The organism is Stenotrophomonas sp. YJH_SMC_80, assembly GCF_059372495.1.
The window spans coordinates 273756-300747 of the sequence record NZ_JCAFVP010000005.1 but is presented as its reverse complement, the minus strand read 5'-3'; the positions used below and the strand labels follow the sequence as shown (position 1 = coordinate 300747).

At 65.9% G+C, this 26992-nt stretch carries 22 protein-coding genes; 9 read left to right on the top strand and 13 right to left on the bottom strand.

Translation table 11 applies throughout. The features are described 5' to 3' along the window. Positions 1-30: 30 nt before the first annotated feature. Positions 31-2901 carry an autotransporter domain-containing protein gene (locus AC5P99_RS11785; protein ID WP_495213185.1) on the bottom strand — a complete coding sequence of 957 codons (2871 nt, stop codon included), beginning with the start codon at positions 2899-2901 and terminating at the stop codon, positions 31-33. Between the two features lie 255 nt (positions 2902-3156). Here AC5P99_RS11785 and AC5P99_RS11780 point away from each other — a divergent pair, with 255 nt between their 5' ends. Genes AC5P99_RS11780 through AC5P99_RS11760 form a run of 5 tightly spaced genes read left to right on the top strand, consistent with a single transcriptional unit; the run spans position 3157 to position 9151 of the window. Further along, positions 3157-3666 carry an RNA polymerase sigma factor gene (locus AC5P99_RS11780; RefSeq protein ID WP_076738471.1) on the top strand — a complete coding sequence of 170 codons (510 nt, stop codon included), beginning with the start codon at positions 3157-3159 and terminating at the stop codon, positions 3664-3666. Then, the gene (locus tag AC5P99_RS11775; RefSeq protein WP_495213184.1) at positions 3663-4631 is read left to right on the top strand and encodes a FecR family protein; all 969 of its coding nucleotides are present in this window, start codon (positions 3663-3665) and stop codon (positions 4629-4631) included. The genes AC5P99_RS11780 and AC5P99_RS11775 overlap by 4 nt, the downstream gene beginning before the upstream one ends. A 14-nt stretch (positions 4632-4645) precedes the next feature. Beyond that, a complete protein-coding gene (locus AC5P99_RS11770) occupies positions 4646-7432 on the top strand; it encodes a TonB-dependent receptor (RefSeq protein WP_065183107.1) in 2787 nt (928 codons plus the stop codon). Positions 7433-7478: 46 nt separating this feature from the next. Further along, positions 7479-8435 carry a hypothetical protein gene (locus AC5P99_RS11765; RefSeq protein ID WP_495213183.1) on the top strand — a complete coding sequence of 319 codons (957 nt, stop codon included), beginning with the start codon at positions 7479-7481 and terminating at the stop codon, positions 8433-8435. After that, on the top strand, positions 8432-9151 hold the full coding sequence (locus AC5P99_RS11760; RefSeq protein WP_123958325.1) for a hypothetical protein: 720 nt from the start codon (positions 8432-8434) through the stop codon (positions 9149-9151). The genes AC5P99_RS11765 and AC5P99_RS11760 overlap by 4 nt, the downstream gene beginning before the upstream one ends. Before the next feature lie 82 nt (positions 9152-9233). On the opposite strand, the gene AC5P99_RS11755 is transcribed toward AC5P99_RS11760, so the two are convergent. The 4 genes from AC5P99_RS11755 to AC5P99_RS11740 all read right to left on the bottom strand — a co-directional run bounded on the left by AC5P99_RS11755 (position 9234) and on the right by AC5P99_RS11740 (position 12884). Continuing rightward, positions 9234-9899, bottom strand: coding sequence for a lysoplasmalogenase (locus tag AC5P99_RS11755; protein WP_049482710.1), 666 nt, complete (start codon positions 9897-9899; stop codon positions 9234-9236). Beyond that, entirely contained in the window at positions 9896-11779 is a 1884-nt protein-coding gene (locus tag AC5P99_RS11750; RefSeq protein ID WP_123958324.1) for a M61 family metallopeptidase, read from the bottom strand. Before AC5P99_RS11750 ends, AC5P99_RS11755 begins: the two co-directional genes overlap by 4 nt. Positions 11780-11986: 207 nt before the next feature. Then, the gene (locus tag AC5P99_RS11745) at positions 11987-12565 is read right to left on the bottom strand and encodes a hypothetical protein (protein WP_143572877.1); all 579 of its coding nucleotides are present in this window, start codon (positions 12563-12565) and stop codon (positions 11987-11989) included. Next, the gene (locus tag AC5P99_RS11740; protein WP_141097954.1) at positions 12546-12884 is read right to left on the bottom strand and encodes a hypothetical protein; all 339 of its coding nucleotides are present in this window, start codon (positions 12882-12884) and stop codon (positions 12546-12548) included. Before AC5P99_RS11740 ends, AC5P99_RS11745 begins: the two co-directional genes overlap by 20 nt. A gap of 415 nt (positions 12885-13299) precedes the next feature. Between AC5P99_RS11740 and AC5P99_RS11735 the strand changes: the two genes are divergently transcribed. After that, positions 13300-13680, top strand: a complete 381-nt coding sequence (locus AC5P99_RS11735; RefSeq protein ID WP_123958321.1) for a hypothetical protein — start codon at positions 13300-13302, stop codon at positions 13678-13680. Between the two features lie 70 nt (positions 13681-13750). Here AC5P99_RS11735 and ispH read toward each other — a convergent pair whose 3' ends face one another. The 5 genes from ispH to murJ form a co-directional block, all read right to left on the bottom strand. Continuing rightward, entirely contained in the window at positions 13751-14701 is a 951-nt protein-coding gene (ispH, locus tag AC5P99_RS11730) for a 4-hydroxy-3-methylbut-2-enyl diphosphate reductase (RefSeq protein ID WP_049448422.1), read from the bottom strand. A gap of 27 nt (positions 14702-14728) precedes the next feature. Further along, the gene (gene lspA, locus AC5P99_RS11725; protein ID WP_005408564.1) at positions 14729-15253 is read right to left on the bottom strand and encodes a signal peptidase II; all 525 of its coding nucleotides are present in this window, start codon (positions 15251-15253) and stop codon (positions 14729-14731) included. After that, positions 15253-18084: an isoleucine--tRNA ligase gene (gene ileS, locus AC5P99_RS11720; RefSeq protein ID WP_495213182.1), complete on the bottom strand. Its 2832-nt coding sequence runs from the start codon at positions 18082-18084 to the stop codon at positions 15253-15255. Before ileS ends, lspA begins: the two co-directional genes overlap by 1 nt. Continuing rightward, positions 18081-19028, bottom strand: a complete 948-nt coding sequence (locus AC5P99_RS11715) for a bifunctional riboflavin kinase/FAD synthetase (RefSeq protein WP_005408562.1) — start codon at positions 19026-19028, stop codon at positions 18081-18083. The genes ileS and AC5P99_RS11715 overlap by 4 nt, the downstream gene beginning before the upstream one ends. 75 nt (positions 19029-19103) lie before the next feature. Then, complete coding sequence (gene murJ, locus AC5P99_RS11710; RefSeq protein WP_032965638.1) at positions 19104-20708, bottom strand: murein biosynthesis integral membrane protein MurJ; 1605 nt, start codon at positions 20706-20708, stop codon at positions 19104-19106. A gap of 117 nt (positions 20709-20825) precedes the next feature. Here murJ and rpsT point away from each other — a divergent pair, with 117 nt between their 5' ends. Continuing rightward, positions 20826-21095 (top strand): 30S ribosomal protein S20, encoded by a 270-nt coding sequence (rpsT, locus tag AC5P99_RS11705; protein WP_005408560.1) that lies wholly within the window; start codon positions 20826-20828, stop codon positions 21093-21095. A 343-nt stretch (positions 21096-21438) separates the two neighbouring features. On the opposite strand, the gene cgtA is transcribed toward rpsT, so the two are convergent. The 3 genes from cgtA to rplU all read right to left on the bottom strand — a co-directional run bounded on the left by cgtA (position 21439) and on the right by rplU (position 23259). Then, on the bottom strand, positions 21439-22491 hold the full coding sequence (gene cgtA, locus AC5P99_RS11700; protein WP_049404715.1) for an Obg family GTPase CgtA: 1053 nt from the start codon (positions 22489-22491) through the stop codon (positions 21439-21441). A 177-nt stretch (positions 22492-22668) separates the two neighbouring features. Continuing rightward, positions 22669-22932 (bottom strand): 50S ribosomal protein L27, encoded by a 264-nt coding sequence (gene rpmA, locus AC5P99_RS11695; RefSeq protein WP_005408558.1) that lies wholly within the window; start codon positions 22930-22932, stop codon positions 22669-22671. 18 nt (positions 22933-22950) lie between these two features. Beyond that, the gene (gene rplU / locus AC5P99_RS11690; RefSeq protein WP_005408557.1) at positions 22951-23259 is read right to left on the bottom strand and encodes a 50S ribosomal protein L21; all 309 of its coding nucleotides are present in this window, start codon (positions 23257-23259) and stop codon (positions 22951-22953) included. Positions 23260-23577: 318 nt separating this feature from the next. On the opposite strand from rplU, the gene uvrA reads away from it, so the two are divergent. Both uvrA and AC5P99_RS11680 read left to right on the top strand, forming a co-directional pair. Continuing rightward, entirely contained in the window at positions 23578-26571 is a 2994-nt protein-coding gene (uvrA, locus tag AC5P99_RS11685; protein WP_012479453.1) for an excinuclease ABC subunit UvrA, read from the top strand. After that, the gene (locus tag AC5P99_RS11680) at positions 26571-26978 is read left to right on the top strand and encodes an acyl-CoA thioesterase (RefSeq protein ID WP_099530008.1); all 408 of its coding nucleotides are present in this window, start codon (positions 26571-26573) and stop codon (positions 26976-26978) included. Before uvrA ends, AC5P99_RS11680 begins: the two co-directional genes overlap by 1 nt. Positions 26979-26992 lie beyond the last annotated feature (14 nt).

The window sequence follows — 26992 nt, the reverse complement described above, 5'->3', positions numbered from 1 at the left end:
GATGCGAAAATCGCCGGTGCCCTGTGCCACTCAGAACTTGTAACCCAGCCCCAGCATCACGCCGTTCTGGATCTGCCCGTCACGACGCTCGCCCACGTAGTCGGCCATGATCGACAGGCGTTCGCTGGCGCGGCTGGTCACGCCCAGGTTCCAGGCCAGCACCTGCTCGCCCACGGCCTGGCTGCTTGCCCCGAACACCAGATCCGGAGCGGCGGCGAAGCCGGTGCTGTAGCGCGCCTGCGAGTCGCCCAGTTCCTTCTGCCAGACCACGCGGGCACGCGGGGTAATGCGCTCGCCGTTGTTGCCTTCGAAGGTCCTGAACAGCTGCAGGCCGGCGCCCACGCGGATGCTCTCCAGGCTGCCGCTGCGACCGACCAGTGCACCCGCGCCCTGCCCTTCATTGAAGCGCGTGGCCGAGATACGCGCGTAGTCCACCACCGGCAACAACGGCTGGATCACCAGGCCCTTGCCCGTGGTGAATGAGAACGCGTGCTCCACCCGCGCGGAGATCGCATCGTTGCTGTACTTGGCACGCAGCGGCTGCTGCAGGCCATCGATACCGCTGACGCTGCGGCGGGTGTCGTGACGCAGGTCTGTGTAGCGCACCGCCGCCGACAGATAGCCGCGCGAATAGGTCGCGTCCAGATAGCCGCCCACGTCCAGCGCGCGCACGTCACCACTGAAGTCGGAGCCGTCGCGGCCCTTGGTCGACATATCCGCCGCTGCCACGCTGACGCCCAGGGTGACGCGGTCATCGGCAACGCGGGTATCGGCGCCGACGACGATGCCGCCGATGTTATGGCTCAAGCCTGCCACGCCACCGTCGGCATCGATGCGGCCGTGGCTGGCGAAACCGCGCGCCCACAGGCCATGGTTGCGACCAGAGCCACTGCCTTCACCGCCACCCGCCGCCGGCTCGACCAGATGCATGGCCAGCTGGTTGAACAGGCTGCCGTGGCGCATGCCCGGCTGCGCCGACACCGATTGCGCGGCCTGCGAGGCCAGACCGTCGGCATCACCGCCACTGCGCATCGCGGCCTGGTGCTGCTGCACCACGTTGCCGATGCTGCCCACCAATGCGTTGTCGGCCAGGCGCAGGGTCGCGTGCGCGTCACCGCGCAGGGCACCGGCCTGCTGTGCGATCACATCACGGTCGGCGAACTGCAGGGCGCCGAGCAGCGACTTCAGGCCACCATCCCTGCGATCGGAAGCAGTCGCCAGCGCGCGGCCCAAGCCATCGCCGGAAGTGCCGTTGGTGAACAGGCCCAGCTGGTCGAAACCCGGGTTGGCGGTCAGCCACAGGCCGTCAGCGGCCTGCTTCACGTTGAAGCTCAGCAGCGAGTTGTGGCGCGGGCGGAACACTTCGCCGCCGGTGATGCTGGCGCTGTAGCCGGTGTCACCCAGGCGCACGACCTCTTCGAAGCCGCCCTGGTAGATCGGGCCCTGCACCAGGTCACGGCGGAAGTCCTGGCCGTAGTAACCCTGCGCCACGTTCAGTTCGAGGAAGGCCCCTTTGGAGATCACCAGCGCGCCGTCGGTCTGCTTGCTGTCGAAGAAACTGCCTACACGCAGGCGGCCACTGCCCGCCCCGCCGTTCTCGGTCACATCGAACAGCACCTTCCCGCCCGGCATGATGTTGACGTAGCCATGGGTGACCAGATCGCCGCCGCGCGGCATCAGGGTCCCGTACACGCGCAGGCGGTTGAAGCCGTCCTCGCGCCAGGACGGGCGGGTACCGCTGGCCAGCGCACTGAGATCCATAGCGGTGCCGGCCACGTCACCATTGCCGACCAGCATGCCTGCGCCCATTACCCGCACCTCCGAAGCGCGCAGGGCACCGCCTTCCAGTGCGATGGTACCGTTGTCGACCAGCATGAAGTCGGCACCGGTGGTCGCGGAGGTCCGCCATGTCGCGCCGTTGGTCACGCGGATCACGCCCATGGAGTTGTCCAGCGTGGACACATCCAGGTCGCCCAGGCGCAGCTTCGACAGCAGCAGGGCCTTGTATGTGGGATCGTTCTGGTAGTCCTGTACCGAGTTCGCGCCGATGCCCTGCGGACCATTGCTGGAGGCGTTGTAGATGCTCTGCGCCAGGTTGATGTAGCTGGACTGCCAGTTGGTGTTCCAGCGCGCGAAGTCATCATCGACGAAGGTCTGCAGTTGGCGACCGGTGCGCAGGTAGCCCGGGTTGATGTCGCCGCTCACGTTGGCGGTGACATTCAACGTATCGCCCGGGTCGCGGTAGCCCTTGGCGGTGATGACCCTGTTGCTGTAGATGTCCTGGCCCGGGAACGACTCCAGCTTGCTGCCGCTGCCATCAGGATCGAAAGTGACCGAGGCACCCGTGGTGCGCGCCGGATCGCGGAACACCAGCAGGCCGTTGGGCTGCACGACTTCATACATGGCCTTGTGCAGCAGCCCGGCATCGATGCCGCCGCCGTAGTTGCCGGTGTAGATCTGGGTCATCCGCGGCGACGGCGTGTAGATCACTTTGCCGCTGTTGCTGGCCGCGTGGATCTGTACCGAATCGACGATCGGCAGATCACCGGCCAGATAGCGTTCGACGCCACCGGACTGCATGATCGAGCAGGACGAAATGCAGTGGCCGGACACGATGGTGTTCAGGCCGGACGTGCGGATCACGCCCTGCAGCCACTCGCCGGCGATCAGCGCGCCACCATTGGAGGTGCGCAGCACCACTTCGCGGATCGGCCGGCCCTCGGCCTGTGCCTTGGCCAGCAACGCGGGCAACGACACCACATCGGCGTAGGTCACCCCGCCGCTCAGGAAGATGCGATCCCCCTGCACGTGATAACTCATTGCCATGACGTCATCAGCCGCCGCGATGGCGCCAACGGCGATCAGCCCGGCCAGGGCCAGGCTCAACTTCGAATGCTTCATACGTTCTCTCTCTCCACCCGCAACACGCGGGTAAGGAGTCAAACGGCAAAGCGCCGGAATCTCCCCCAGCCCGGTCGGCCGGAAAAAATGAATGCATTCACAATGAGAGAGGGGCACCACACACTCTTCCCCATCCGGTCATCGTCGCGTAAAACTCGAAGGCGCACCCGCCAACGTCAGCCGAGGCCAGCCCTGTCCGTTCCGTCCCCCCTGATCCACCACGCGCCGGAGCCACCCGCGCCTGCGGACGCCTTCATCGCGTTCGTACGCGAGGAACGCGCGCCACTGTGCGCGTTCCTGCGCACACGGGGCGTCGGGCCGGAGGATGCAGAGGACATCGCGCAGGACTGCATGGAGCGGCTGATCCGCTATCGCGCGCACGGCACCGACGAACTGCGCCTGCTGCTGTATCGTATCGCGCGCAATCGCCTGGCCGATCGCGGCCGATCGCCGCAGTCGCGACCGCACCTGTCACTGGCCGAGCATGAGGGTCACGACGAGCCCACCAGCCCGTCGCCGGACCCCTTGCGCCAGGCAGAGTCCGGGCAGATGTTGTCCCTGCTGCGGCAGGCCCTTTTCAAATTGCCCGAGCGTGCGCGCGAGGTGTACCTGCTCAACCGGATCACCGGCATGAGCTATACGCAGATCGCGCGGCACTGTGGAATTACAGCCAAGACCGTGGAAAAACACATCGCCCGCGCCCTGCAGGGCCTGCGCCAGGAGTTGGGACCGGATCCGCTGCACAACGACGGGGATACCGAATGAGCAGCCACCGGCACACGGAAGACGCCTCGCTGTTCGCACGCGCCAGCGCCTGGGTGGCGCGGTTGGAGGCCCCGGACTGCACCCCTGCCGAACGCGAGTCGTTCGAAGACTGGCTGGCTGAAGACCCTGCCCATGTCAAAGCCTGGGCGCAGGCCGAAGATCTTTTCCAGCAGGGCCAGGGCCTGGCTGCGGACCCATGGCTGCGGACGGCTGCGGCGCGTGCGGCACGGCCTGCCCGACGCCGCTGGCTGCCTGCCGCGGCCGCGGCCGCTGGTATCTGCCTGGCCATCGGCGTGGGCTGGATGGTAGCGGTGGATGGCAACCCAGCCCCGCAGCGCTTTGCCAATGACACGCATCAGGCGCAGCGGCTGACCCTGCCCGATGGCAGCGTAGCCATGCTCGATGCCGGCACGACGCTGCACGCACGCTTTGGCTGGCGCCACCGCGAGCTGGACCTCGAACGCGGCCGCCTGCAGTTGCAGGTCGCGCCATCGAACAAAGCACTGCAGCTGCGCGCCGGCACCAGCACCATCCGCGATATCGGCACCACCTTCCAGGTCGAGCGCCTGCACGATGGCCTGGTCGAGGTCGCGCTGCTGGAGGGTGCGGTGGAAGTCAGCAACGGCGCCGCCCAGCACACCCTGGCCCCTGGCCAGCAACTGCAGGTACTCCCCTCCGGGCGCATCCAGCCCGGCCCAGCGTTGTCCTCCACGGCAGCCGCCGAGGGCTGGCTGCGTGGGCAGCTGGTCTTCGATGCCACCCCGCTGTCGATCGTGGTCGAACGCATGAACCGCTATGGCCATGCACCGCTGGTGATCGCCGACCCGGAGATCACCGATCTGGCAGTCAGCGGCACGTTCCGCGCAGGCGACGCACAGGAGTTGCTGTCCGCGCTGGAACTTGGCTGGTCCATTGCTGGCCAGATGCGCCCGGATGGCGCGCTGGAACTGCGCCGCACGTACTGAGGAGGCCTGCGGTGATGGCAGGACCAGGCGCGCTGCAGTGGGGGCTGCTCCGCCCCCTGCTGTGCCTGGCGCTGCTGGTCGCCGCGCCGCCTGCCGCCCTCGCAGGCGATCCGGCTGCCACCCACGACTACCGCATCAACGCTGGCCCGTTGCCCTCGGCATTGCAGCAATGGGCACGGCAAAGCGGCATCGCTCTGGTGTTCGATGCCCGGGAACTGGCGGGGCTCCATGCCAACGGCACCCATGGCCAAGCCGATCCAGCATCGGCCCTGAAACAGCTGGTCGCCGGCATGCCGGTGACCATCCTTCGAACACCGTCCGGTGGCTTCGTGGTCCGCCGCATCCGCGTCGCGCCCGCCGTCGCGCCGCCGGTTCCGGCAACGGTGGCGCCGCGCCCGCGCATGCCCCCGCAGTCGCCCCCCCAGGTGGACCTGGCGCCGATCCATGTCACCGGCAGCCGGTTGCCGCGCACCTCCGTGCAGACCACCCTGCCGGTGACCACGATCGATCGCGCAGACATCCTGCGCAGCGGCTACGGCAGCCTGTTCGACCTGCTGCGACACCTGCCCGGCATGAACGGGCTGCCAGCGATGAGCAGCGCACGCAGTGGCGATTCGCAGTACCTGCCTGTCGGTGCAGCCGCCACCACCAGCCTGGATGGCATGGGACCGCGCGCCACCCTGTTCCTGGTCAATGGCCGGCGCCTGCCCCGTTATCCGATGGTGTCCCTGGAACAGGGCGGGCTCACCGACCTGGGCGGCATTCCACTCAGCTTTGTCGAACGCATCGAACTGGTGCGCGGCGGTGCTTCGGCCATCTACGGTGCCGATGCCATGTCCGGCGTGGTCAACATCATCCTCCGCGACCAGGCCGACGGCCCGGAGGCAACGCTGCAGACCGGTCTGAGCAGTCGTGGCGACGCCGGCCAGTACCGCGTGCAGGCCGCCACCGGAGGCCTGCGCGGGAGCGGCGACCGCTGGTTCGCAGGCATCGACCTGCATCGCGTCGATCACCTGGCGGGGGACCAGCGTGACTGGCACGCAGAGACGTCGCAGTACCTGATCGGCGCCTTCCGCGATGGCGACTACTGGCCCGCTACGCACTGCGACGGACCATTGAAACGACGCAATGGCGCCTGCTGGTTCGACAGTTCGCGCCCTCGTTCGCTTCAACCGGCCTCCGATACCGCCTCGGCCTATCTGCGCTACCGGCATGAGCGTGGCCAGGGACGCTACGTCTATGCCGAAGCCCGCGCCAGCCACAACCGGCAGCGTTTCGATCTGGGCCCGACCGCCGTCGCCCTCGGCCTGTACGGCTACACCTTCAACAGTGTCCTGCGCGAAGCCGGCAATGTGCGTCCCCAGGTCCGTGCCACCGACGCCGATCTCACCCTGGGCATCGGCCGGGACCAGGGCAGCCACAGCTGGGACGCCGGCATCAGCGCGCAGCGCAGCGACGTCACCCTGGCCACGCCGGGCACCGTGCGCGCCGAACCGTTCATCGAGGCGGCGCAGTCGCTCAGGTTCCTGCCAGGCTTCGATGCATTGCCCGCCGATGAAGCCACCTCGCTGTTCCCATCGATCCGCAACCGTGGACTTACCGAGCAGTGGCAGGGCTGGTGGGGCATACAGCGCGCATTGATGCCGATGCGGGGCGGCAATGCGCAGCTGGCTACCGGCATCGATCTGCGCCATGAACGCTGGACGTCGCACCCGGACACCCTGCTGAGCCAGGGCGATCTGGCACTGGGGCTGCCGCAGCAGCAGCGGCGCCTGTCGCGGCAGAGTGGCGGCGCGTATGCGGAACTGGGCCTGCCACTCACGTCGGAATTGCGCATGGACCTGGCCGCGCGCTGGGACTACGACGGCGACTACACGGCATTCTCGCCCCGTGCCGGCCTGCGCTGGACGCCAACACCGCACTGGTCGTTCCTGCTGGCCAGCGGCCGCGGCTATCGCGCGCCCAGCCTGTTCGAACAGCGCCGCCCGCCAGGACAGTTCGGCACCCTTACCCTGCCCGTCTCAAGCGCACTGCCACCTTGTGCACAGAGCGAGCCGGACGGCCGCTGCGTGGTCACTGCGGATGTGGAGGAGAACAACGCGCTCAAGGCCGAGAGCTCACGCAGCCATTCGCTGGCGGCGACCTGGTCACCCAGCGATGCGTTCTCGCTTTCGCTGACCCACAACATCGTCGAGCTGCGCAACGAGATCCTCGCGCTGCAACCGGCCGATGCCGTGTGGAACCGTGACACCTGGCAATTGGATGAGGATGGCAACCTGAGCAGCCTCCGCCTGTCGTTCGACAATATCGGCCGCACCACTTCCCGCAACTGGGTGCTGCGTGGCGAATACCGGGTCGACACCGGCAGCACCGGCCAGTGGTTGTTCTCGCTGGACGCGCTGAAGCAGCAGGAGCTGCGCCGCCGTCGGGACCATGAGCCGGCGATCGACCTGCGCGGGCATGTCACGCCCGAGATGGCGGCGGTCCTCAACGTGCAATGGCAGAACAGCAACTGGGACATCGCCCTGCGCGGCAACCAGGTGGGCCGCACCCGCGCATGGCTGCCCGGCGCCGAGTGCCCGCAGCGGCAGATCGAACAGAACCACTGCATGAATCCGCGCCAGCTGCGCTGGAACCTGCACCTGGCGCGCCGCCTGGGCACACGCGTCATCGCGGCGCTGGACGTGCACAACGTGCTTGATGCGCAACCGGTGAACTACCTGGTCGGCAATGGTGGGCAGATGCCGGGGCTGGACGATCCACTGGGTCGCTACTACCTGCTTACCCTGCAGTTCCGCTGAGCGTAGTACGCTACGCGGCCTGTTCCACCGGTCTGCCACCTTCCCCATGAAAGCCTATCTCTGGTTCTGGGGCGCGTTCCTGCTGTTCTTCGCGTTGCCCTTCCCCTGCATCCTCTATTTCGGAACCTCCTGGCCGGTGGCGCTGGCTGATCGCAGCGCGCCATGGCTGTCCCTGCTGCTGCTTGTGCTGTCGCTGGCTGCATGGCTCTCTCTGCTGTTCGCGTTCCTGCATTTCCTGCTGCTCGGCCCACCGCGCGCCCTGCATCGCGTCCGCTCGATCCTCGCCGATGGTGAACCGCGCGATGCGCTGATCGAACACGCTGAACAGACCGGCGTACAGGTGCGTGGCTTCGCGCAATGGAAACTGCAGCTGTCCTTCAAGAACCTGTCCGGCACACCGATCCGCGAACAGCTGCTGGTGGTCGACAGCAAGCCGCAACTGCAGCGCTTCGGCGTCGGCAGGCACGTCGATGCACGCCTGAGCCGGGTGCCGGGCGCGTTCCCGAACGTGGTACTGGACGGTGCCCAGCCCGAACTGGATGTCGCCAGCCTGTGGCGGCGAAGCATCGGCGCAGCGCTCGGCATCGTCCTGGTAGTCGCTGCCTATGTGGCGGCCTACCGGCTGCAGAGCGAGGGCCTTGGCTGGACCTTCCTGTCCTTCGGCCACCCGCTGCTGGTGTGCCCGCTGGTGCTGCGTGGGTACATGTTGGGGCTGCGCCTGCTTGGCCGCCTGCTGCAGGCTGATGCGCGCGGCGAGGCGTTGAAGTACCGCGGCATCGGCGTTGAGGCCAGGGTGCTGAAGGTGCGTCAGACCGGCACCTACCTCAACGAACAGCCGCAGGTGGAGTTCCAGCTGGAGTACACCGATCGCGACGGCCGCGTACAGCAGGTGAGCGTGCGCCGCTTCATCCCGCTGATCGATCTAGCCAACATCCCGCGCGAAAACGTGACCCTGCTGTACGACCCGGATGACCGTGGCAACGTGCGCCTGGAGGGCGTATGAAACAGCCGCCCTCCACCCGCGCCGTGTTCCTGGTACTGCTGCTGGTTCTGGCGGGCGTGGCCGTTGCCGGCGGCGCCCTGCAGACCATCAGCGAAACGCTGGGGCATTCGGTACAGCCGGACCGGTTGCCACCCTCCGTCTCGTCTCAGTCGCCGCGCGAGCAACCCGCATCGCTTGTGCCGTCCCCGGCCGCCTTCCCCGCAGCGAGTACCGCTGCGGCGCCCGAACGCAACAATCGCCTGTTCGATGCGGACTACCTGCAGGCTGCGCGCCAGGCACTGGAGCAGCTGCCGGCACTGGCCGGCCAGAGGCTGACGGTCTTCCATAGCATCCACTTCTACGACGATGGCCGCATCAACCTCGATCTGGTCGACCCGCAACAGCCGGGCCACGTCGACAGCTACCACTTCGAACGTGGCCAGTGGCGCAAGGGCAATCCGGTGAACCCGCAGCAGTTCGCGCCGACCATCAGCCTGCAGCGCAGCAGCACCCCCCTGGCCAGCATCGATTTCGAGGCCGTGCCGCGCGTGGCGCAGGCACTGCAGGAACAACGCAACGCGCTGCAGAACCCCGCATCCGAAGTCGGCCACGTCTACGTGATCGTGCGCAAAGGCGGCAAGCTGGTGTGGCTGCCGGATGACGTCGCCGGTGACCGCGAATCCGTGCACCTGCAGTTCGATGCGCAGGGCACCCTGCGCGGCGTGAACCGCCGATAGGCCACAAAAAAAGGGGACGGAGGGGATTAAGTCGCATGTGCCTTGGTGCGGATTGCGACTTAATCCCCTCCGTCCCCTTTTTCTATTTCACCGAGCGGGCGATGGCGTACTGCGCAGCGTAGTACGTGGACAGCACCAGCACGCTGGCCAGCGGCAGGCCGCCGGCGAAGCGGTCCAAGGCCAGTAGTGAATCGCTGGCGACGAACAGCAGCGCACCAGCGGCCGCCCAGCGCGCGCTGCTGGCTTCCACGGCAGCGGGCTGTGGCCGGCGCCACTGGCGTGCCAGTGCCAGCACCGCCATCGAGGCCAGCACCACCACATACGCCAGCACCGGCGCACGCATCGGTGCAGGCAGGTGCGGCCACAGGCCAAGTACGTTGAGCACGGCAAACGTCGCCAGCAGGACGCTGGCGGCGAGCAGGCCACGTCCGGCACGCAGGCCGTCGCGGAAGGCCACGATGTAGCAGAGGTGGGCCAGCAGGAACGCGACCAGGCCCGGCACGAACGCATCCATCGGCAGCATCAACGCGATGTCACCCACGCACGACAGCAGCATGCCGGCCAGCACCGCGCGTCGATAGAACGGCTGCGCGGGATCATGCACGCGCCAGACGATGGCAGCGATCAGCAGCGTGGTGGTCGGCTTGGCCAGCCAGTGCAGCCAGCGCCCGTCACCCTGCAGGAACGTGCCGACGATGGCCAGGATCGCCATCAGCAGGATCACGCCATCGCGGGCGCGCGGCTTCATCGCGCCTTCCACAATTCTGCGAGGCGGTCAGGCTTGCCGGCGATACGCTCCAGCACCGGGTACTGCAGGCCACCGTGGTAGGCGATGCTCATCGTTTCGATGCGGTCGAACTGCTTCACCAGCAGCACGATCGGCGCCTTGTCCTTCGCTGCCGCAGCCACCGCGTCCTTCAAGCGCTGGCTGCTGTACTCACGGCCGCCAACCGCGATCACCTTCATGCCCGGTGCAAGACCGGCGTTGAACGCCGGGCTGTCCCAGATCACATCGCCGACCGTACCGCTGTCGAGCACGGTCGCGCCCAGCGAATAGGCGAGCAGTGCCGCCTTGGCGCGTTTTTCCTGTGCCTTGTAGGCGTCGTTCGGGGTATCGCGGTAAACCAGCTTCCAGCCTGCCAGCTCCAGGCCGCCGGTCAACGAACCGTGGCCGTCCAGGCGCCCGCGCAGGAACGTCGCCCAGTCGTACGGCGCGATGCCGTTCAAGGTCGCGACCACATCATCGAAGGTGTACGGGTTGACATCCCAGTCGCCATTGCCGACGCCGAAGAACGCACGCGCGAAGTCGTCCAGGCTGCGGCGGTTGCCGCTCAGTTCGCGCAGCTTGCCCTCCACTTCAAGCCACAGCATCTGGCCGCCGGAGTAGTAGTCCTCGCTCATCTGGTAGTTGCGGTAGGGCAGCGTGCGGCGCTGGGCGATGGTCGGATCGTTGGTAGTGTCCTGCAGCGGCCGCCAGGCCAGGCCCGGTCGGCCACGGTCGTAGGTCGCGGCCACATTGGCCAGCATGTCGCGCGCCTGCGCGGTCGACCACAGCCCCGAACGCGCCGCCAGCACCTGGCCCCAGAACTGGGTCTGGCCCTCGTACACCCACAGCAGGCTGTCGCCCATCGGCACGTTGAAGTTGGCGGTGGCCAGGTCGGCGCCGCGACGGTACTTGCCGTTCCAGGAATGGGTGTACTCGTGCGGCAACAGATCGCGCATCCACGCGTTGCTGTCCCACTCGGTGAAGTAGCCCGGGTCAGCGCTGTTCTCGCTGGAACGGTGATGCTCCAGGCCGATGCCACCGAGGCGGTCGGTCAATGCCAGCAGGAACTCATAGTGGTTGTAGTGGCGCGCACCGTAAAGCTTGTCGGCCTGCTGCACCAGCGCGCGATGCATGGTGATCTGTGCCTCGCTCGGCTTCAGCGATTTGGCGTCGTCGGCAAACACATTGAGGTGCACCGGCACCTTCGCGCCCGGGTCGAGATCGATGCGCTGGTAGTGCTCGCCGGCGAACAAGGGCGAATCGACCAGATGGTCATACGAGATCGGCTTGAACACCACGGTGTCACCGTCGCGCCGCGCGGTTTCCAGCGCGGTTGCGAACGACCAGCCCTTGGGCAGGGTCACGCTGGCCTGCGCCTGCAGGTTGCGCGCATCGACGCCGGCCGGATACAGCGAATTGGCGTTCCACTGCAGGTTGAGCATTTCCGGGATCATCACCACCCGGCCCTGGCTGCCGCCCTGCGAGGACAGGAAGTCGAAGTGGGCGACGATCTCGCTCACGCCCTCGGGCACGTTTACCTTGAACGCATAGACGTTGAACTGGTCACGCTGCCAGGCCAGCGGCTTGCCGTTGGCGGTCACGCGCAGGCCGGCCAACTTGTCGATCGGGCCGGTGGGCGAATGGTTGCCGGGAATCCACTGCGGGTACAGCAGGGTCATCGGGCCGGGCTTGGCCGGCACCGTAGCGGTCACCTTGAAGATGCGCCGGGCCAGATCGCGCGCGTCGACATCGATGCGCAGCAGGCCGGGGGCCGCGGCATCGCCCGGCGGCGAGGTCTGCGCCAGCGCAGGCGTCGCAGCCAGCGCGAACAGCACGGACATCACCAGGGCACGGGTCTTCATCAGGCAGGTTCCAGCTTCGGTAGAGCCTTTGATGCTAGGCCTGTGGCGTGCGTGGCCCTATGGCCAAAGGTCATGGGAGACAGGCTTGCTGAAAGCCCCAAGCATTCCCTAGCCCCCCCAGCATCTCTGGGGAACACCGATGCACTTCTTCCGAGCGCTGGCTTGCCAGGCCTATCGGCGGTCTGGCAAGCCAACTGGATCGGAAACCTATTTCGATGCTTCTTGCTTGTAAGCGGCTTCAATTGCCCCCTTCAACCTCATCGGATCTTCGATCCTGACGCCTGTCAAACACTTGGAACCCGTTGCATCAAAAAATACAGTCGATGCCGAACCCCCTTGGAAGTGTGCGTAACCGAAAACCGGTGCCGGCGAATCGGCCAGCGGCGCCCATACAATCTTGCCCAGTACGAGTTTCGCCTTCGCGACGTCCCGATCGATACACCCGCCCGATGCTCTCACAATTATCGTTGTCTGGCCTGATCGTTGGTCAAGTTCGGTGGCAAGCTCAATACCGCCGAAATTACGAACGGTCCCGGTCGCAGTGGCGACATCAGCAAGCAAGCCGTTTTTTATACCCAAAGCATCAGCGGCGGCATCCGGTCCCGCACTTCGCGCCAATTCCAGTCGCTCGATGTAATCGAGCGCCTCGAGCTGCGAAGCTTTTGCCGCGGAACTCCATGCCTGAGGGGGCGGGGTTGCCGCTACAGCGGCGAGCGGAACAATCATAGGCAAGGTCAGCAATGATTTCACTGACGTCCTAACAAAATCACCAAGGATAGTTGGCATCGTAGTAGTCCTCGTGCTGCTTGGTATACGTTTTTCCCGACGCGACATGATTGTTATCGCAGAAAACTTTCCCGATATCCACCAATGACTCACCACCCGACCACATGCTCCATAGCTTAGCGGAGTTCTCGGAAATCAACGGGACTTCAACAAATCCTTCAGATGCCACACGAATCTGATCACTTACTACCGCGTTGTTAACCACGGCCTTAGCCTCCCACACGCAATTCCTTTCAACATACTGGGCTTTGGTGATCGGAGCATCAATATTGGGAACACCTGCCTCGTGGTGACCAAGCTCATGACTCAGATAGCCCACAGTTTTATAGAGCCCAGGCCAGTCATTGCTATCGCAAGAGTATGGTGGAACCAATATTTTCGCCGTAAGCGGGTCGTAACTAGCTGGAAGGCCGTATGCTCTTACCCCCTATGTGCCTGGATCTGGGAGGTAAGCGTGGTGGAAGCAGCGGAGATGAAGTCTACGCACTGGCCCAAACCAGTTACAGGGAAGGCCTGCGATTTCGCGTAGGCCGGACAAAGAAGTGAGATGATCAAAATCAGGTATTTCCATACCATTTGTTTACCCCTTTCCTTGGATCACAGCGATCCGACTCAAAAATAGCGCCAGCAGTCCTTTTTCATCATAGGAAAATTCCTAAAGACTCCGCTATTTGCAGCCGATCACACCCGAAACGAGAACGCGTTAAAACTTTTCGGCATCTGGGGCAAGCGTCATGATTTTGAAGACAAACCGCCATGCGTTCGCAGAGAGAAAGACCTCGGGCGAGACCATTGATGGAACAGCGCATCAAAGCTCGGAGTGTTCAAGTGGCATGATCGCTCATCTGCTCATCTGCTCAGCCAGCAATGAGCTGAGCATGGGTCGCGTGTTTATTTGGCAGCTTCCAGCGATGGTACCCTCGATACTCACCATCGCTGCGCCCATCTACTCATGGCGTGAACCTATTTGCGATGCGCAAGCGGGAAAAGGTCACGCGCGGTGCGCCCATCCACGCTTGGCGTGGATCTACTGGCGCGCGTGGGCGGACAAGATCATGGGCGATGCCCATCCACGCATGGCGTGGATCTACGGGTGTGCCGACCGGATGCAGTAGATCCACGCCATGCGTGGATGGACATGCACCCGGTAGCGCCGGGCCATGCCCGGCGAACCACCTTCCGCAGTCAATCCACCAACCGCAGACGCAGTTCCTTCGGCAGCGCGAACACCATCGATTCCGGCTCGCCATCCAGCTCGCCCACGCCGTTGGCGCCCAGCTCGGCCAGGCGGGCCAGCACGCCATCCACCAGCACCTGTGGTGCCGAGGCGCCGGCGGTCACGCCGATGTGCTGCTTGCCTGCCACCCATGCCGGGTCGATCTCGTGCGCGCCGTCGATCAGGTACGACTCCACGCCCTCACGGCGGGCCAGCTCGCTCAAGCGGTTGGAGTTGGAGCTGTTCGGCGAACCGACCACCAGCACCAGGTCGCAGCGCTTGGCCAGATCCCGCACGGCATCCTGGCGGTTCTGCGTGGCGTAGCAGATGTCGTCGTTCTTCGGGCCCTGCATCGCCGGGAAACGCTCGCGCAGCGCATCGATGATGCCGCGCGTGTCATCCACCGACAGCGTGGTCTGGGTGGTGTAGGCGAAGTTTTCCGGCTGGTTGATCTGCAGCGTGGCAACCTGCTCCACGTCTTCCACCAGGTAGATCTGGCCGGTGCCGGCTTCGCGGTTCCACTGGCCCATGGTGCCTTCCACCTCCGGGTGACCGGCGTGGCCGATCAGCACCACGTCACGGCCGGCACGGCAGTGGCGGGCGACTTCGAAGTGGACCTTGGTCACCAGCGGGCAGGTGGCGTCGAACACCTTCAGGCCACGGCGCTCGGCTTCCTGGCGCACGGCCTGGGACACGCCATGGGCGCTGAAGATCACCGTGTTGTTGTCCGGCACTTCGTCGAGTTCCTCGACGAAGATCGCCCCGCGCTGCTTCAGGTCGTCGACCACGAAGCGGTTGTGCACCACTTCATGGCGGACGTAGATGGGCGCGCCCAGCGTTTCGATCGCGCGCTTGACGATCTCGATCGCACGATCGACACCGGCACAGAAACCACGCGGGTTGGCGAGCAGCACATCCATCAGTTCAATCTCCCGGCAGCGGCCGGCTTACGGTTTCGGATTGGCATTATCCGCCTTTTTGGCGGACTTGCCGTCGAACAGGCCAAACAGGGCGATGCCGATGGCACCCACCACGATGGCCGAGTCGGCGATGTTGAACGAGGGCCAGGTGTAGCTGCCCACGTACCACTGGATGAAATCGACCACATGGCCGTGCACCTGGCGGTCGATCACGTTACCGATGGCGCCGCCGATGATGAGCGCATACGGCACCGCGGCCTTCCAGTTGCCGCGCGCGGTGCCGCGCAGCCACCACGCCATCAGGCCGCTGATGGCGATCGCCAGCGCGGTGAAGAAGTACTTCTGCCAGCCACCGGCGTCGCTCAGGAAACTGAACGCGGCGCCGGTGTTGTAGGTGCGGTACCAGTTCCAGAAGCCGTCGATGACCACCACCGGCTGGAACTCCGGCAGGCTCGACAGCACCCAGGCCTTGGACCACTGGTCCAGGCCGATGATGGCGGCCGACAGCAGCAGCCAGACCAGGGCGTTCGGATGCGGACGGGGCGCGGCCATCAGAACCAGCTCCGCACTTCGCCGGCGCCGGTCACGTTGCTCACGCAACGGCCGCACAGTTCCGGATGGTCGGCGTTGCTGCCGACGTCGGCGCGGTGGTGCCAGCAGCGCACGCACTTGGCCTTGGTGGTCGGCTGGGCGCTGACGAACACCTCGTCGGTGGTCGCCGGGCGCACCTGCACGTCGCCACTGATGAACAGGAAGCGCAGTTCATCGGCCAGCGGCTGCCACTTCGCGGCCTGCTCCTCGTTGGCGGCAATGGTGATCTCCGCTTCCAGCGCGGCACCGATGGCGCCGTTGGCACGCATCGGCTCGAGCACCTTGGCCACCTGCTCGCGCACAGCCAGCAACTGATCGAAGTCGGTGGCGTTGAGCTGGGCATCGGCCGGCAGCGGCGCCAGGCCGTCGTACCAGGTGGTGAACAGCACATGGCCGGCATGCTCGCCCGGCAGGTAGCCCCACAGCTCGTCGGCGGTGAAGGTCAGGATCGGCGCCACCCAGCGGGTGAACGCTTCGGCGATGTGGTACATCGCGCTCTGTGCCGAACGGCGACCGTGCGAATCGGTCGGCATCGTGTACAGGCGGTCCTTGGTCACGTCCAGGTACAGCGAGCCCAGGTCCACGCTGCAGAAGTTCAGCAGCAGCTGCACGATCTCGGCCATGTTATAGCCGTCGTAGGCCGCCTTGATCTTCTCCTGCAGCTCCCACGCGCGATGCACGATCCAGCGGTCCAGCGCGACCATCTGGTCGAGCGGACGCAGGTGCTGGGCCGGATCGAAACCGTCCAGGTTGCCGAGCAGGAAGCGTGCGGTGTTGCGCAGGCGGCGGTAGGCATCGGCATTACGCTTGAGGATCTCCTGCGACAGCGACATCTCGTTGCTGTAGTCGGCCGAGGCGATCCACAGGCGCAGGATGTCCGCGCCCAGCTTGTTCATGATGTCCTGCGGCTCGATGCCGTTGCCCAGCGACTTGGACATCTTGCGGCCGTGCTCGTCCACGGTGAAGCCGTGGGTCAGGCACTGCTTGTACGGGGCGCGCTTGTCGATCGCCACGCCGGTCAGCAGCGAGGACTGGAACCAGCCACGGTGCTGGTCGGAACCTTCCAGGTACAGGTCGGCCGGCTTGCCGAAGCCACGCGCCGCAAGCACGCCTTCATGGGTCACGCCCGAGTCGAACCAGACGTCGAGGATGTCGGTGACCTTCTCGTAGTCGGCGGCTTCAGCGCCCAGCAGTTCGGCGGCATCCAGCGAGTACCACACGTCGATGCCCTCGGCTTCGACGCGGTCGGCAACCTGCTGCATCAGCTCCACCGAACGCCGATGGATCTCGCCGGTCTGCCGGTGGGTGAACAGTGCGATCGGCACGCCCCAGGTGCGCTGGCGCGAGATGGTCCAGTCCGGGCGACCGTCGACCATGCTCTGGATGCGCGCCTTGCCCCAGGTCGGGAACCAGCCGACGGTGTCGATGGCGGCCAGCGCATCGTTGCGCAGGTTGGCCTTGTCCATCGAAATGAACCACTGCGGGGTGGCGCGGAACACCACCGGCGTCTTGTGGCGCCAGCAGTGCGGGTAGCTGTGGCGGATCGGATGGAACGCCAGCAGCGAACCGTTGTCGCGCAGCACGCCGACGATGGCTTCCTGCGCCTTCCACAGGTGCTGGCCAGCCAGCACCACGTCACCGGCCGGCGGGGTCGATTCCAGGTACACGCCACGGCCGTCGATCGGGGTCACCTGGCCGGCGTTGTACTTGTCCAGCAGGCCGTACTTCTGGCTGACCACGAAGTCTTCCTGGCCGTGGCCGGGGGCGGTGTGCACCGCACCGGTACCGTCCTCGTCGGAGACGTGGTCGCCGTTGAGCACCAGGATCTCGCGCTCCGGGTAGAAAGGATGCGCCAGCAGCTGGTTTTCCAGCGCCGCACCGGTGGTTTCACCGTGCAGCACCACGTTTTCGACGCCATAGCGCTGCAGCGCGCGCTCGGCCAGCGCCGCAGCCAGCACCAGCCAACGGCGCTTGCCGTTGTGCGCCGGGCCTTCGGCCAGCACGTAGGTGATCTCCGCGCCCAGCGACACCGCCAGCGAGGCCGGCAGCGTCCACGGGGTAGTGGTCCAGATCGGTACGGCCACTTCCACGTCGGCCGGCACGCTCACGCCGAACGCCTGGCCGATGGCCTGCGCATCGCGTGCGGCGTAGGCCACGTCGATCGCCGGCGATTCCTTTTCCTGGTACTCGATCTCGGCCTCGGCCAGCGCCGAGCCACAGTCGAAGCACCAGTACACCGGCTTGGCACCACGCACCAGGTGGCCGTTGGCCACGACCTTGGACAGCGCACGGATCTCGTTGGCTTCGAAGTCGAAGCTCAGGGTCTTGTACGGGTTGTCCCAGTCACCGGTCACGCCCAGCCGCTTGAAGTCCACGCGCTGGATATTGATCTGCTCTTCGGCGAACTCGCGGCACTTCTGGCGGAATTCGACGGCGTCGAGCTTGGTGCCGACCTTGCCCCACTTCTTTTCCACCGCGATCTCGATCGGCAGGCCATGGCAGTCCCAGCCCGGCACGTAGGGCGCATCGAAGCCGGCCAGGTAGCGCGACTTGACGATGATGTCCTTCAGGATCTTGTTGACCGCGTGGCCCAGATGGATGCGGCCGTTGGCGTACGGCGGGCCGTCGTGCAGCACGAACAGCGGGCGGCCGGCGGCGTTGTCGCGCAGCTGCTGGTAGAGCCCCTGCTCTTCCCACCGCGCCAGAATGCCCGGCTCGCGCTTGGGCAGGTCGCCGCGCATCGGGAATTCGGTGGCTGGCAGGTTCAGGGTGGTCTTGTAGTCCTGGCTCACGCAGTGGCTCGCAATCTATGTTCGGAAAGGATGGCGCGCGCCTGTTCGGCGTCGCGGTGCATCTGGTCGGTCAGCGCCGCCAGATCATTGAATTTCTCTTCGTCGCGCAGCTTGGCGACGAACTCCACATCGATGTGGCGCCCGTACAGGTCGCCCTGGAAATCGAACAGGTGGGCTTCCAGCAGCGGCTCCACGCCCTCCACCGTCGGGCGGGTGCCGAAGCTGGACACCGACGGCCACGGCTGGTCGAACACGCCATGCACCCAGGTCGCGTAGATGCCCGACAGCGCCGGGGTCTTCGGGAACCGCAGATTGGCGGTGGGGAAGCCCAGCGTACGGCCGAGCTGGCGCCCGCGCACCACCCGGCCGCTGATCGCGTACGGACGGCCCAGCAGATCGTTGGCACGGGCGAAGTCGCCCTGCTGCAGCAGCTGGCGGATGCGGGTGCTGGAAATGCGTTCGCCATGCAGGTCGACCGCTTCAATTTCGCCCGCAGTGAAACCCAGTTCGGCACCCATTTTCTGCAGCAGAGCCAGGTCGCCACGGCGGCGGTTGCCGAAGCAGAACTCCGGGCCGATCCAGACCTCACGCGCACTCAGGCGCTTGACCAGCAACTGGCGCACGAAGGTCTCGGCCGGCATCGCCGCCATCGCCGCGTCGAATCGCAGCAGGCCGACCGCATCGACACCGAGCTCGCGCAGGATCTCGACCTTGCTGCGCGCCAGGGTCAGCCGCGGCGGCGGTGTGCCCTGGGCGAAGAACTCACGCGGCAGCGGCTCGAACGCCACGGCCACGGCGGCCACGCCCAAGGCGCGCGCGCGGGCAACCGCGTGGCGGACCAGCGCACGATGGCCCAGGTGGAGGCCGTCGAATGCACCGATACAGACCACGCTTCCGTTGGGGAACAGGTCCCCGCCCTCGACGCTTCTGAACAGCCTGCTCATCAACTCTCGTTCCGGCCCGACCGGGGCCGCCGCTTCAATGGTGTAACCCTGAAGTATAGCCGCCACAGGCCGCGATCAATGCCCACGCAGATCGCGCGGGCGGAAGCCCATCGCCAGCATGGCTACCGCGTAGGTGGCACCGCCACCGCCGACCAGCAGCGACAGGCTGCCGATCCGCTCCCACACGCTCATCGCCGAGAAGCCCGGCAGCCAGTGCAGCAGGGCCAGCAGCACACCAACCATGGCCGCACAGGCCAGCAGCAGTCGCAGCAGATAGCCGCCCCAGCCCGGCCGGCGCTGGTAGACGTCGGTCTTGCCCAGCCAGTACCACAGCAGGCCCAGGTTCAGGTAACTGGACAGCGCGCTGGCAATGCCCAGTGCCAGATGCAGGCCCGGCTGCTTGCCGATGGCCGCCATCACGCCCTGCGCCTTCAGCTCGTCCGGCACCATGACCTGGTACAGCACCGCCAGCAGGGCGAAGTTGAACACCATGTTGGCCACCAGCGCGGCCACACCCGCGCGCACCGGGGTCTTGGTGTCCTGACGTGCGTAGAACGCCGGCAACACCACTTTCAGCAGGGCGAACGCCGGCAGGCCGAAACTCAGGCCGTACACCGACAGCGCGGTCATGCGGGTATCGAAGGCACTGAACTGGCCGTGCTGGAAGATGGTCGCGATCAGCGGTTCGGCCAGCAGCAGCAGGCCCAGCATGGCCGGCACCGAGATCAGCAGGGTCATCCGCAGGCCCCAGTCCAGCGAGCGCGAGAAGCCCTCGCGGTCGGTGCTGACGTGGTGACGGGCCAGCGCCGGCAGGATCACCGTGCCCAGCGCCACGCCGAACACGCCCAGCGGCAGCTCCAGGAAGCGGTCGGCCAGCGACAGCCAGGACTGCGAGCCATCGGTCAGCTTGGCCGCGATGACGGTGTCCAGCAGCAGGTTGATCTGCGCCACCGAGGAGCCGAACAGGGTCGGCACCATCAGCGTCATCACCTTGCGCACGCCCGGATGGCTCCAGCCCCAGCGCGGCAGGGTCAGCAGGTTGATGCCCTTCAGCGAGGGCAGCTGGAACAGCAGCTGCAGGATGCCGGCAGCCAGTACCGCCCAGCCCAGCGCCAGGATCTGTTTCTCCGGGGTGCCGCCCAGCCGCGGGGCCAGCCACAGCGCGCCGGCGATCATGCACAGGTTGAGGATGACCGGGGTCAGCGCCGGCATGGCGAAGCGCTGGAAGCTGTTCAGCGCGCCGCCGGCCAGGGCGGTCAGCGACACGAACAACAGGAACGGGAAGGTCAGGCGGAACAGGTCGACCAGCAGGCCCTGCTTGACCGGATCGGTATCAACGCCACTGGAGAAGACCGAGGCCAGCTGCGGCGCGAAGATCAGCGCCAGCGCAGTGACCAGCATCAGCACCCCGCCCAGGGTGCCGGCGGTGCGGGCCATCAGTTCACGCAGCTCGGCGTGGCTGCGGGTCTCCTTCACTTCCGTGAACACGGGCACGAAAGCGGTGGCGAAAGAGCCTTCGGCGAACAAACGCCGCAGGAAATTGGGTACCCTGAAGGCGACCCAGAAAGCATCAGTGATGGCGTTGGTGCCGAACGTGGTGGTCACCACGAAGTCCCGGACAAGTCCGAGAACGCGCGAGACCATGGTCATGCTGCTGAACGACAGCAGGCCCCGCAACAACTTGGGTGAACTCACTCAGCGTCCCTCTTGACAATCGACTTGACGTGCATTTCTTACGCCATCATACTAGCTAGCTTGCTGTTCCCATAACACCGATTTTTTCAGGAAACCACCACCGTGGCCAATATCAAGTCCGCCAAGAAGCGCGCCAAGCAGACCGTCGTGCGCAACGCGCGCAACGTGGCTCAGCGCTCGATGCTGCGCACCGCTGTCAAGAAAGTGATCAAGGCGCTGGACGCCAACGATGCCGCCGGCGCCGAAGCCGCCTTCGCCGTTGCCCAGCCGATCCTGGATCGCTTCAGCGCGCGTGGCCTGATCCACAAGAACAAGGCTGCTCGCCACAAGAGCCGCCTGAACGACCGCATCAAGGCCCTCAAGGCCGCCTGATCCGGCGTTGCCGCCCTGCCCTTAGGGGCCGGGCAGCAGACAAGAACCCGGCCCCGGCCGGGTTTTTTGTTGCCAGCGATCCGGGGATTGCCGCAGGTACGGCGGCATTGGCCGGCGGCGTGGACTGGCGGCTGCACCGGCTGGGTAGAGTCGACTGTTAGTCGACTAACGCGCGCAGCGCGGGCTTTACGGGTAGCGAGAAGAGCAGTCGACTAGCAGTCGACTCTACCCACCCGGCGCCATTACCCAGCCGGAGCCATCACCCCAGCCAGCCCCAACCCCATCGCGCAGGCCACAAAAAACCCGGCCGAAGCCGGGTTTTTCGCATGGAACCACAACAGCATTACTGCGCGTCGCGGGCTTCCTGCTCCTCTTCCTTCTGGCGATCGAAGAAGGCCATGATCCGGCTCATGATCGGGAAGGTGCCTTCGCGGCCCAGCGCGGAGACCAGGAACCACGGCTCCTTCCAGCCCAGCTCGGCGACGATCTGCTCGGCCGCAGCCTTCGCTTCGTCTTCGAACATCAGGTCAGCCTTGTTCAGCACCAGCCAGCGCGGCTTCTGCAGCAGTTCCGGATCGTGCTTTTCCAGCTCGCGCTCGATGGCGCGTACCTGCTCGACCGGAGAAATGCCTTCCACCCCACCCTCCATCGGCGAGATGTCCACCAGGTGCAGCAGCAGGCGGGTGCGCTGCAGGTGGCGCAGGAACTGCGCACCCAGGCCGGCACCGTCGGCCGCGCCTTCGATCAGGCCCGGGATGTCGGCAATCACGAAGCTGCGGTAGTTTTCCACCTTCACCACACCCAGGTTCGGGTACAGCGTGGTGAACGGGTAATCGGCCACCTTCGGCGTCGCCGCCGAAACGGCACGGATCAGGGTGCTCTTGCCGGCGTTGGGGAAGCCCAGCAGGCCGACGTCGGCCAGCAGCTTCAGCTCCAGCTTCAGCGTGCGCTCCTCACCCGGCTCGCCCGGCAGCGCCTGGCGCGGCGAGCGGTTGGTCGAGCTCTTGAAGTGCATGTTGCCCAGGCCACCGCGGCCGCCCTTGGCCACCAGCAGGCGGTCGCCGTGCTGGGTCAGGTCGCCGATGACTTCATCGGTGGCAACGTTGATCACCACGGTGCCGACCGGCACGGTGATGGTCAGGTCTTCGCCGCCCTTGCCGTAGGCCTGGCGGCCCATGCCGTTCTCGCCACGCTGCGCCTTGAAGATGCGGTCATGGCGGAAGTCGACCAGGGTATTCAGGTTTTCGTCGGCGCGGATGTACACGCTGCCGCCCGCACCGCCGTCGCCGCCGTCCGGGCCGCCGAGCGGAATGAACTTCTCGCGACGGAAGCCAATGCAGCCGTTGCCGCCGTTGCCGGCGAACACTTCGATTTCTGCTTCGTCTACCAGTTTCATTGTTTCGATGCCTGCGATGGGCGCGGCCTGCCGGCCGTCACCTTGAATGTTATGCCTGCCGATGGCCGGCAGCCCGGCCTGGCCGGTCTTGCTTCAACTCTAACGAAAAGCCCCGCCGAAGCGGGGCTCTTCATGCAGCACCCCCATGCCGAGGCACGGGCGCCGGCGATGCCTGGATCAGGCGTCGGCCGAGACGATGCTGACGGTGCGACGCTTCTTGGCGCCCTTGACCGAGAACTCCACCTTGCCGTCCACGAGGGCGAACAGGGTGTGGTCACGGCCCAGGCCAACGCCGGTGCCCGGGTGGAACTGGGTGCCGCGCTGACGCACGATGATGTTGCCGGCTTCGATGGCCTGGCCGCCGAAGATCTTGACGCCCAGGTACTTCGGGTTGGAGTCGCGACCGTTGCGCGAGGAGCCTACGCCCTTTTTATGTGCCATGACTGCTTCTCCTGATGCTTAGCCGGCGATGCCGGTGATCTCGATTTCGGTGTAGTACTGACGGTGACCCTGACGCTTCATGTGGTGCTTGCGGCGACGGAACTTGATGATCCGGACCTTGTCAGCACGACCCTGGGACAGGACCTTGGCGGTGACGGCAGCGCCCTTCAGCGCATCGCCCAGCTTCACGCCGTCGCTGTCACCCAGCATCAGGATGTTGTCAAACTTGATCTCGCTGCCGACTTCGACTTCGAGCTTTTCAATGCGGAGCTTTTCGCCCTGCGCCACGCGGTATTGCTTACCGCCGGTGACCAGTACTGCGTACATGACCAGGCCTTCCTCTGTAGTTATTGTGGTCTGAGCTGCCGCCATCGAGGGCGGACAGGAGCGGAATTGTACGCAGATCAGCGGGCGCGGGTCAAGTCAACCCCTGAACGTCGAAGGAGACGGCAGCGGCACGGGGGTCAGATCCCTTTTCACGGCGTGAAAAGGGATCTGACCCCTGGCTGACGGCCTGTCTCACAAGGTGAGACACCGGGCTGGCATTGTCGCCCATTGCCCCCATCTGGTCACCTCGGTAGGCTGACCGATTGCCGTTCCCTGCTGGCCCGGCACCCAGCCAACGCCCCCACAACCGGATCCCCCATGGCGATGGATTTCATCCGCATCCGCGGCGCGCGGACGCACAACCTGAAGAACCTCGACCTCGACCTGCCCCGCGACAAGCTGATCGTGATCACCGGCCTGTCCGGCTCGGGCAAGTCCTCGCTGGCGTTCGACACCATCTATGCAGAAGGCCAGCGCCGCTATGTCGAGTCGTTGTCGGCCTATGCGCGCCAGTTCCTGAGCGTGATGGAAAAGCCGGACCTGGACCACATCGAAGGCCTGTCCCCGGCCATCTCGATCGAGCAGAAGTCGACCTCGCACAACCCGCGTTCGACCGTCGGCACGATCACCGAGATCTACGACTACCTGCGCCTGCTGTACGCCCGCGTCGGCACCCCGCGCTGCCCGGACCATGGCTACCCGCTGGAAGCGCAGACGGTCAGCCAGATGGTCGACCAGGTGCTGACGCTGGACCCGGAGCAGCGCTACATGCTGCTGGCGCCGGTCATCCGCGACCGCAAGGGCGAGCATGCGCAGGTGTTCGACCAGCTGCGTGCGCAGGGCTTCGTCCGTGTGCGCGTGGACGGCGAGCTGCATGAAATCGACGCGGTGCCGCCGCTGGCACTGCGCCAGAAGCACACCATCGAGGCGGTGATCGACCGCTTCCGCCCGCGCGAGGACATCAAGCAGCGCCTGGCCGAGAGCTTCGAGACCGCGCTGAAGCTGGGCGACGGCATGGCCTCGGTGCAGAGCCTGGACAACACCGGAACCGCGCCGACGCTGTTCTCCTCCAAGTATTCCTGCCCGGTCTGCGATTACTCGCTGCCGGAGCTGGAACCGCGCCTGTTCTCGTTCAACGCACCGATGGGCGCCTGCCCCGGCTGCGATGGCCTGGGCATGGCCGAGTTCTTCGACCCCTCGCGCGTGGTGGTGCATCCCGAACTGTCGCTGGCCGCCGGTGCGGTGCGCGGCTGGGACCGCCGCAACGCCTACTACTTCCAGCTGATCGCTTCGCTGGCCAAGCACTACCGGTTCGACGTCGACGCGGCGTGGAACTCGCTGCCGGCCAAGGTGCAGCAGGCCGTGCTGTACGGCAGCGGCGACGAAGCGATCACCTTCACCTACTTCACCGAAGCCGGTGGCCGCACCCAGCGCAAGCACCGCTTCGAGGGCATCATTCCCAACCTCGAACGCCGCTACAAGGAAACCGAGTCGCCGGCGGTGCGCGAAGAACTGTCCAAGTACATCAGCGAGCAGCCGTGCCCGGAATGCCACGGCGCGCGCCTGAACAAGGCGGCTCGCAACGTGTTCGTGGCCGACCGCCCGCTGCCGGACCTGGTGGTGCTGCCGATCGACGAGGCGCTGAAGTTCTTCAGCGAACTGAGCCTGCCGGGCTGGCGTGGCGAAATCGCCGCGAAGATCGTCAAGGAAATCGGCGAACGCCTCGGCTTCCTGGTCGATGTGGGCCTGGATTACCTGACCCTGGAGCGCAAGGCCGACACCCTGTCCGGTGGTGAGGCACAGCGCATCCGCCTGGCCAGCCAGATCGGCGCCGGCCTGGTCGGCGTGATGTACGTGCTCGACGAGCCGTCCATCGGCCTGCACCAGCGCGACAACGAACGCCTGCTCGGCACCCTCACCCGCCTGCGCGACCTCGGCAACACGGTGATCGTGGTGGAGCATGACGAGGATGCGATCCGCCTGGCCGACTACGTGCTGGACATCGGCCCGGGCGCGGGCGTGCACGGCGGCGAGATCGTCGGCCAGGGCACCCTGCAGGACATCCTGGAAGCCCCGCGCTCGCTGACCGGCCAGTACCTGTCCGGCAAGCGCGCGATCGAGATTCCGGCGCGCCGGCACAAACCGAACCCGAAGATGACCCTGCACCTGCGCGGGGCCAGCGGCAACAACCTGAAGGGCGTGGACCTGGCGATTCCGTCGGGCCTGCTGACCTGCGTGACCGGCGTGTCCGGCTCGGGCAAGTCGACCCTGATCAACGACACCCTGTTCTCGCTGGCCGCCAACGAGATCAACGGTTCCTCGCACCCGATCGCCCCGTACAAGGAGATCGATGGCCTGGACCTGTTCGACAAGGTGGTGGACATCGACCAGTCGCCGATCGGCCGCACCCCGCGTTCCAACCCGGCCACTTACACCGGCCTGTTCACTCCACTGCGCGAACTGTTCGCACAGGTGCCTGAAGCGCGCGCGCGTGGCTATTCGCCGGGCCGCTTCAGCTTCAACGTGCGCGGCGGCCGCTGCGAAGCCTGCCAGGGCGACGGCCTGATCAAGGTCGAGATGCACTTCCTGCCGGATGTGTACGTGCCGTGCGATGTCTGCCATGGCAAGCGCTACAACCGCGAAACGCTGGAGATCCTGTACAAGGGCTTCAACATCAACGACGTGCTGGAAATGACCGTCGAGGATGCGCTGAAGCTGTTCGAGCCGGTGCCGTCGATCGCGCGCAAGCTGGAAACGCTGGTCGACGTCGGCCTGAGCTACATCAAGCTGGGCCAGAGCGCGACCACGCTGTCTGGTGGTGAAGCGCAGCGCGTGAAGCTGTCCAAGGAACTGTCGCGCCGCGATACCGGCCGCACCCTGTACATCCTCGACGAGCCGACCACCGGCCTGCACTTCCACGACATCGAAGCGCTGCTGGGCGTGCTGCACAAGCTGCGCGACGAGGGCAACACGGTCGTGGTGATCGAGCACAACCTGGACGTGATCAAGACCGCCGACTGGATCGTCGATCTGGGCCCGGAAGGCGGGCATCGCGGTGGCACCATCCTGGTCACCGGCACGCCGGAAGACGTGGCGGCCTGCCCGCAGTCGTACACCGGCCAGTTCCTGGCCCGCATGCTGCCGTCCACCAGCGCGCGCCCGGAACAGCCAGCCGCCGTGGCCAACAAGCCCGATGCCCGCCCGCCGCGCAAGGTGAAGCCTGAGAAGCCGGCCAAGGTGGCGAAGAAGGCGGTGGCTGCCAAGAGCACCGGCAAGGCCAGCAAGAGCACGACCAAGAAGAAGGACGCCTGATGAGCAGCGAACACAAGATCCTGGCCCGCATCCCGATCAGCGTGCGCTGGCGTGACATGGACAGCATGGGCCACGTCAACAACGCCAAGTACATTTCCTACCTGGAGGAAGCGCGCGTGCGCTGGATGCTGGGCGTGGACGGCGTATCGATGACCGACCGCATCGCACCGGTGGTGGCCGCGACCAACGTCAATTACCGGCTGCCGATCGTGTGGCCCAACGACATCGTGGTCGAACTGTTCGTCGAGCGCCTGGGCAACAGCAGCGTGACCATCGGCCACCGCATCGTCGATCAGCAGGACGATTCGAAGCTGTATTCCGATGGCAACGTGGTGGTGGTCTGGATGGATACCCAGACCGGCAAGAGCGCACCGCTGCCGCAGGCGATCCGCAGCGCCTCTACCTGACGCGCCCTGGTGGG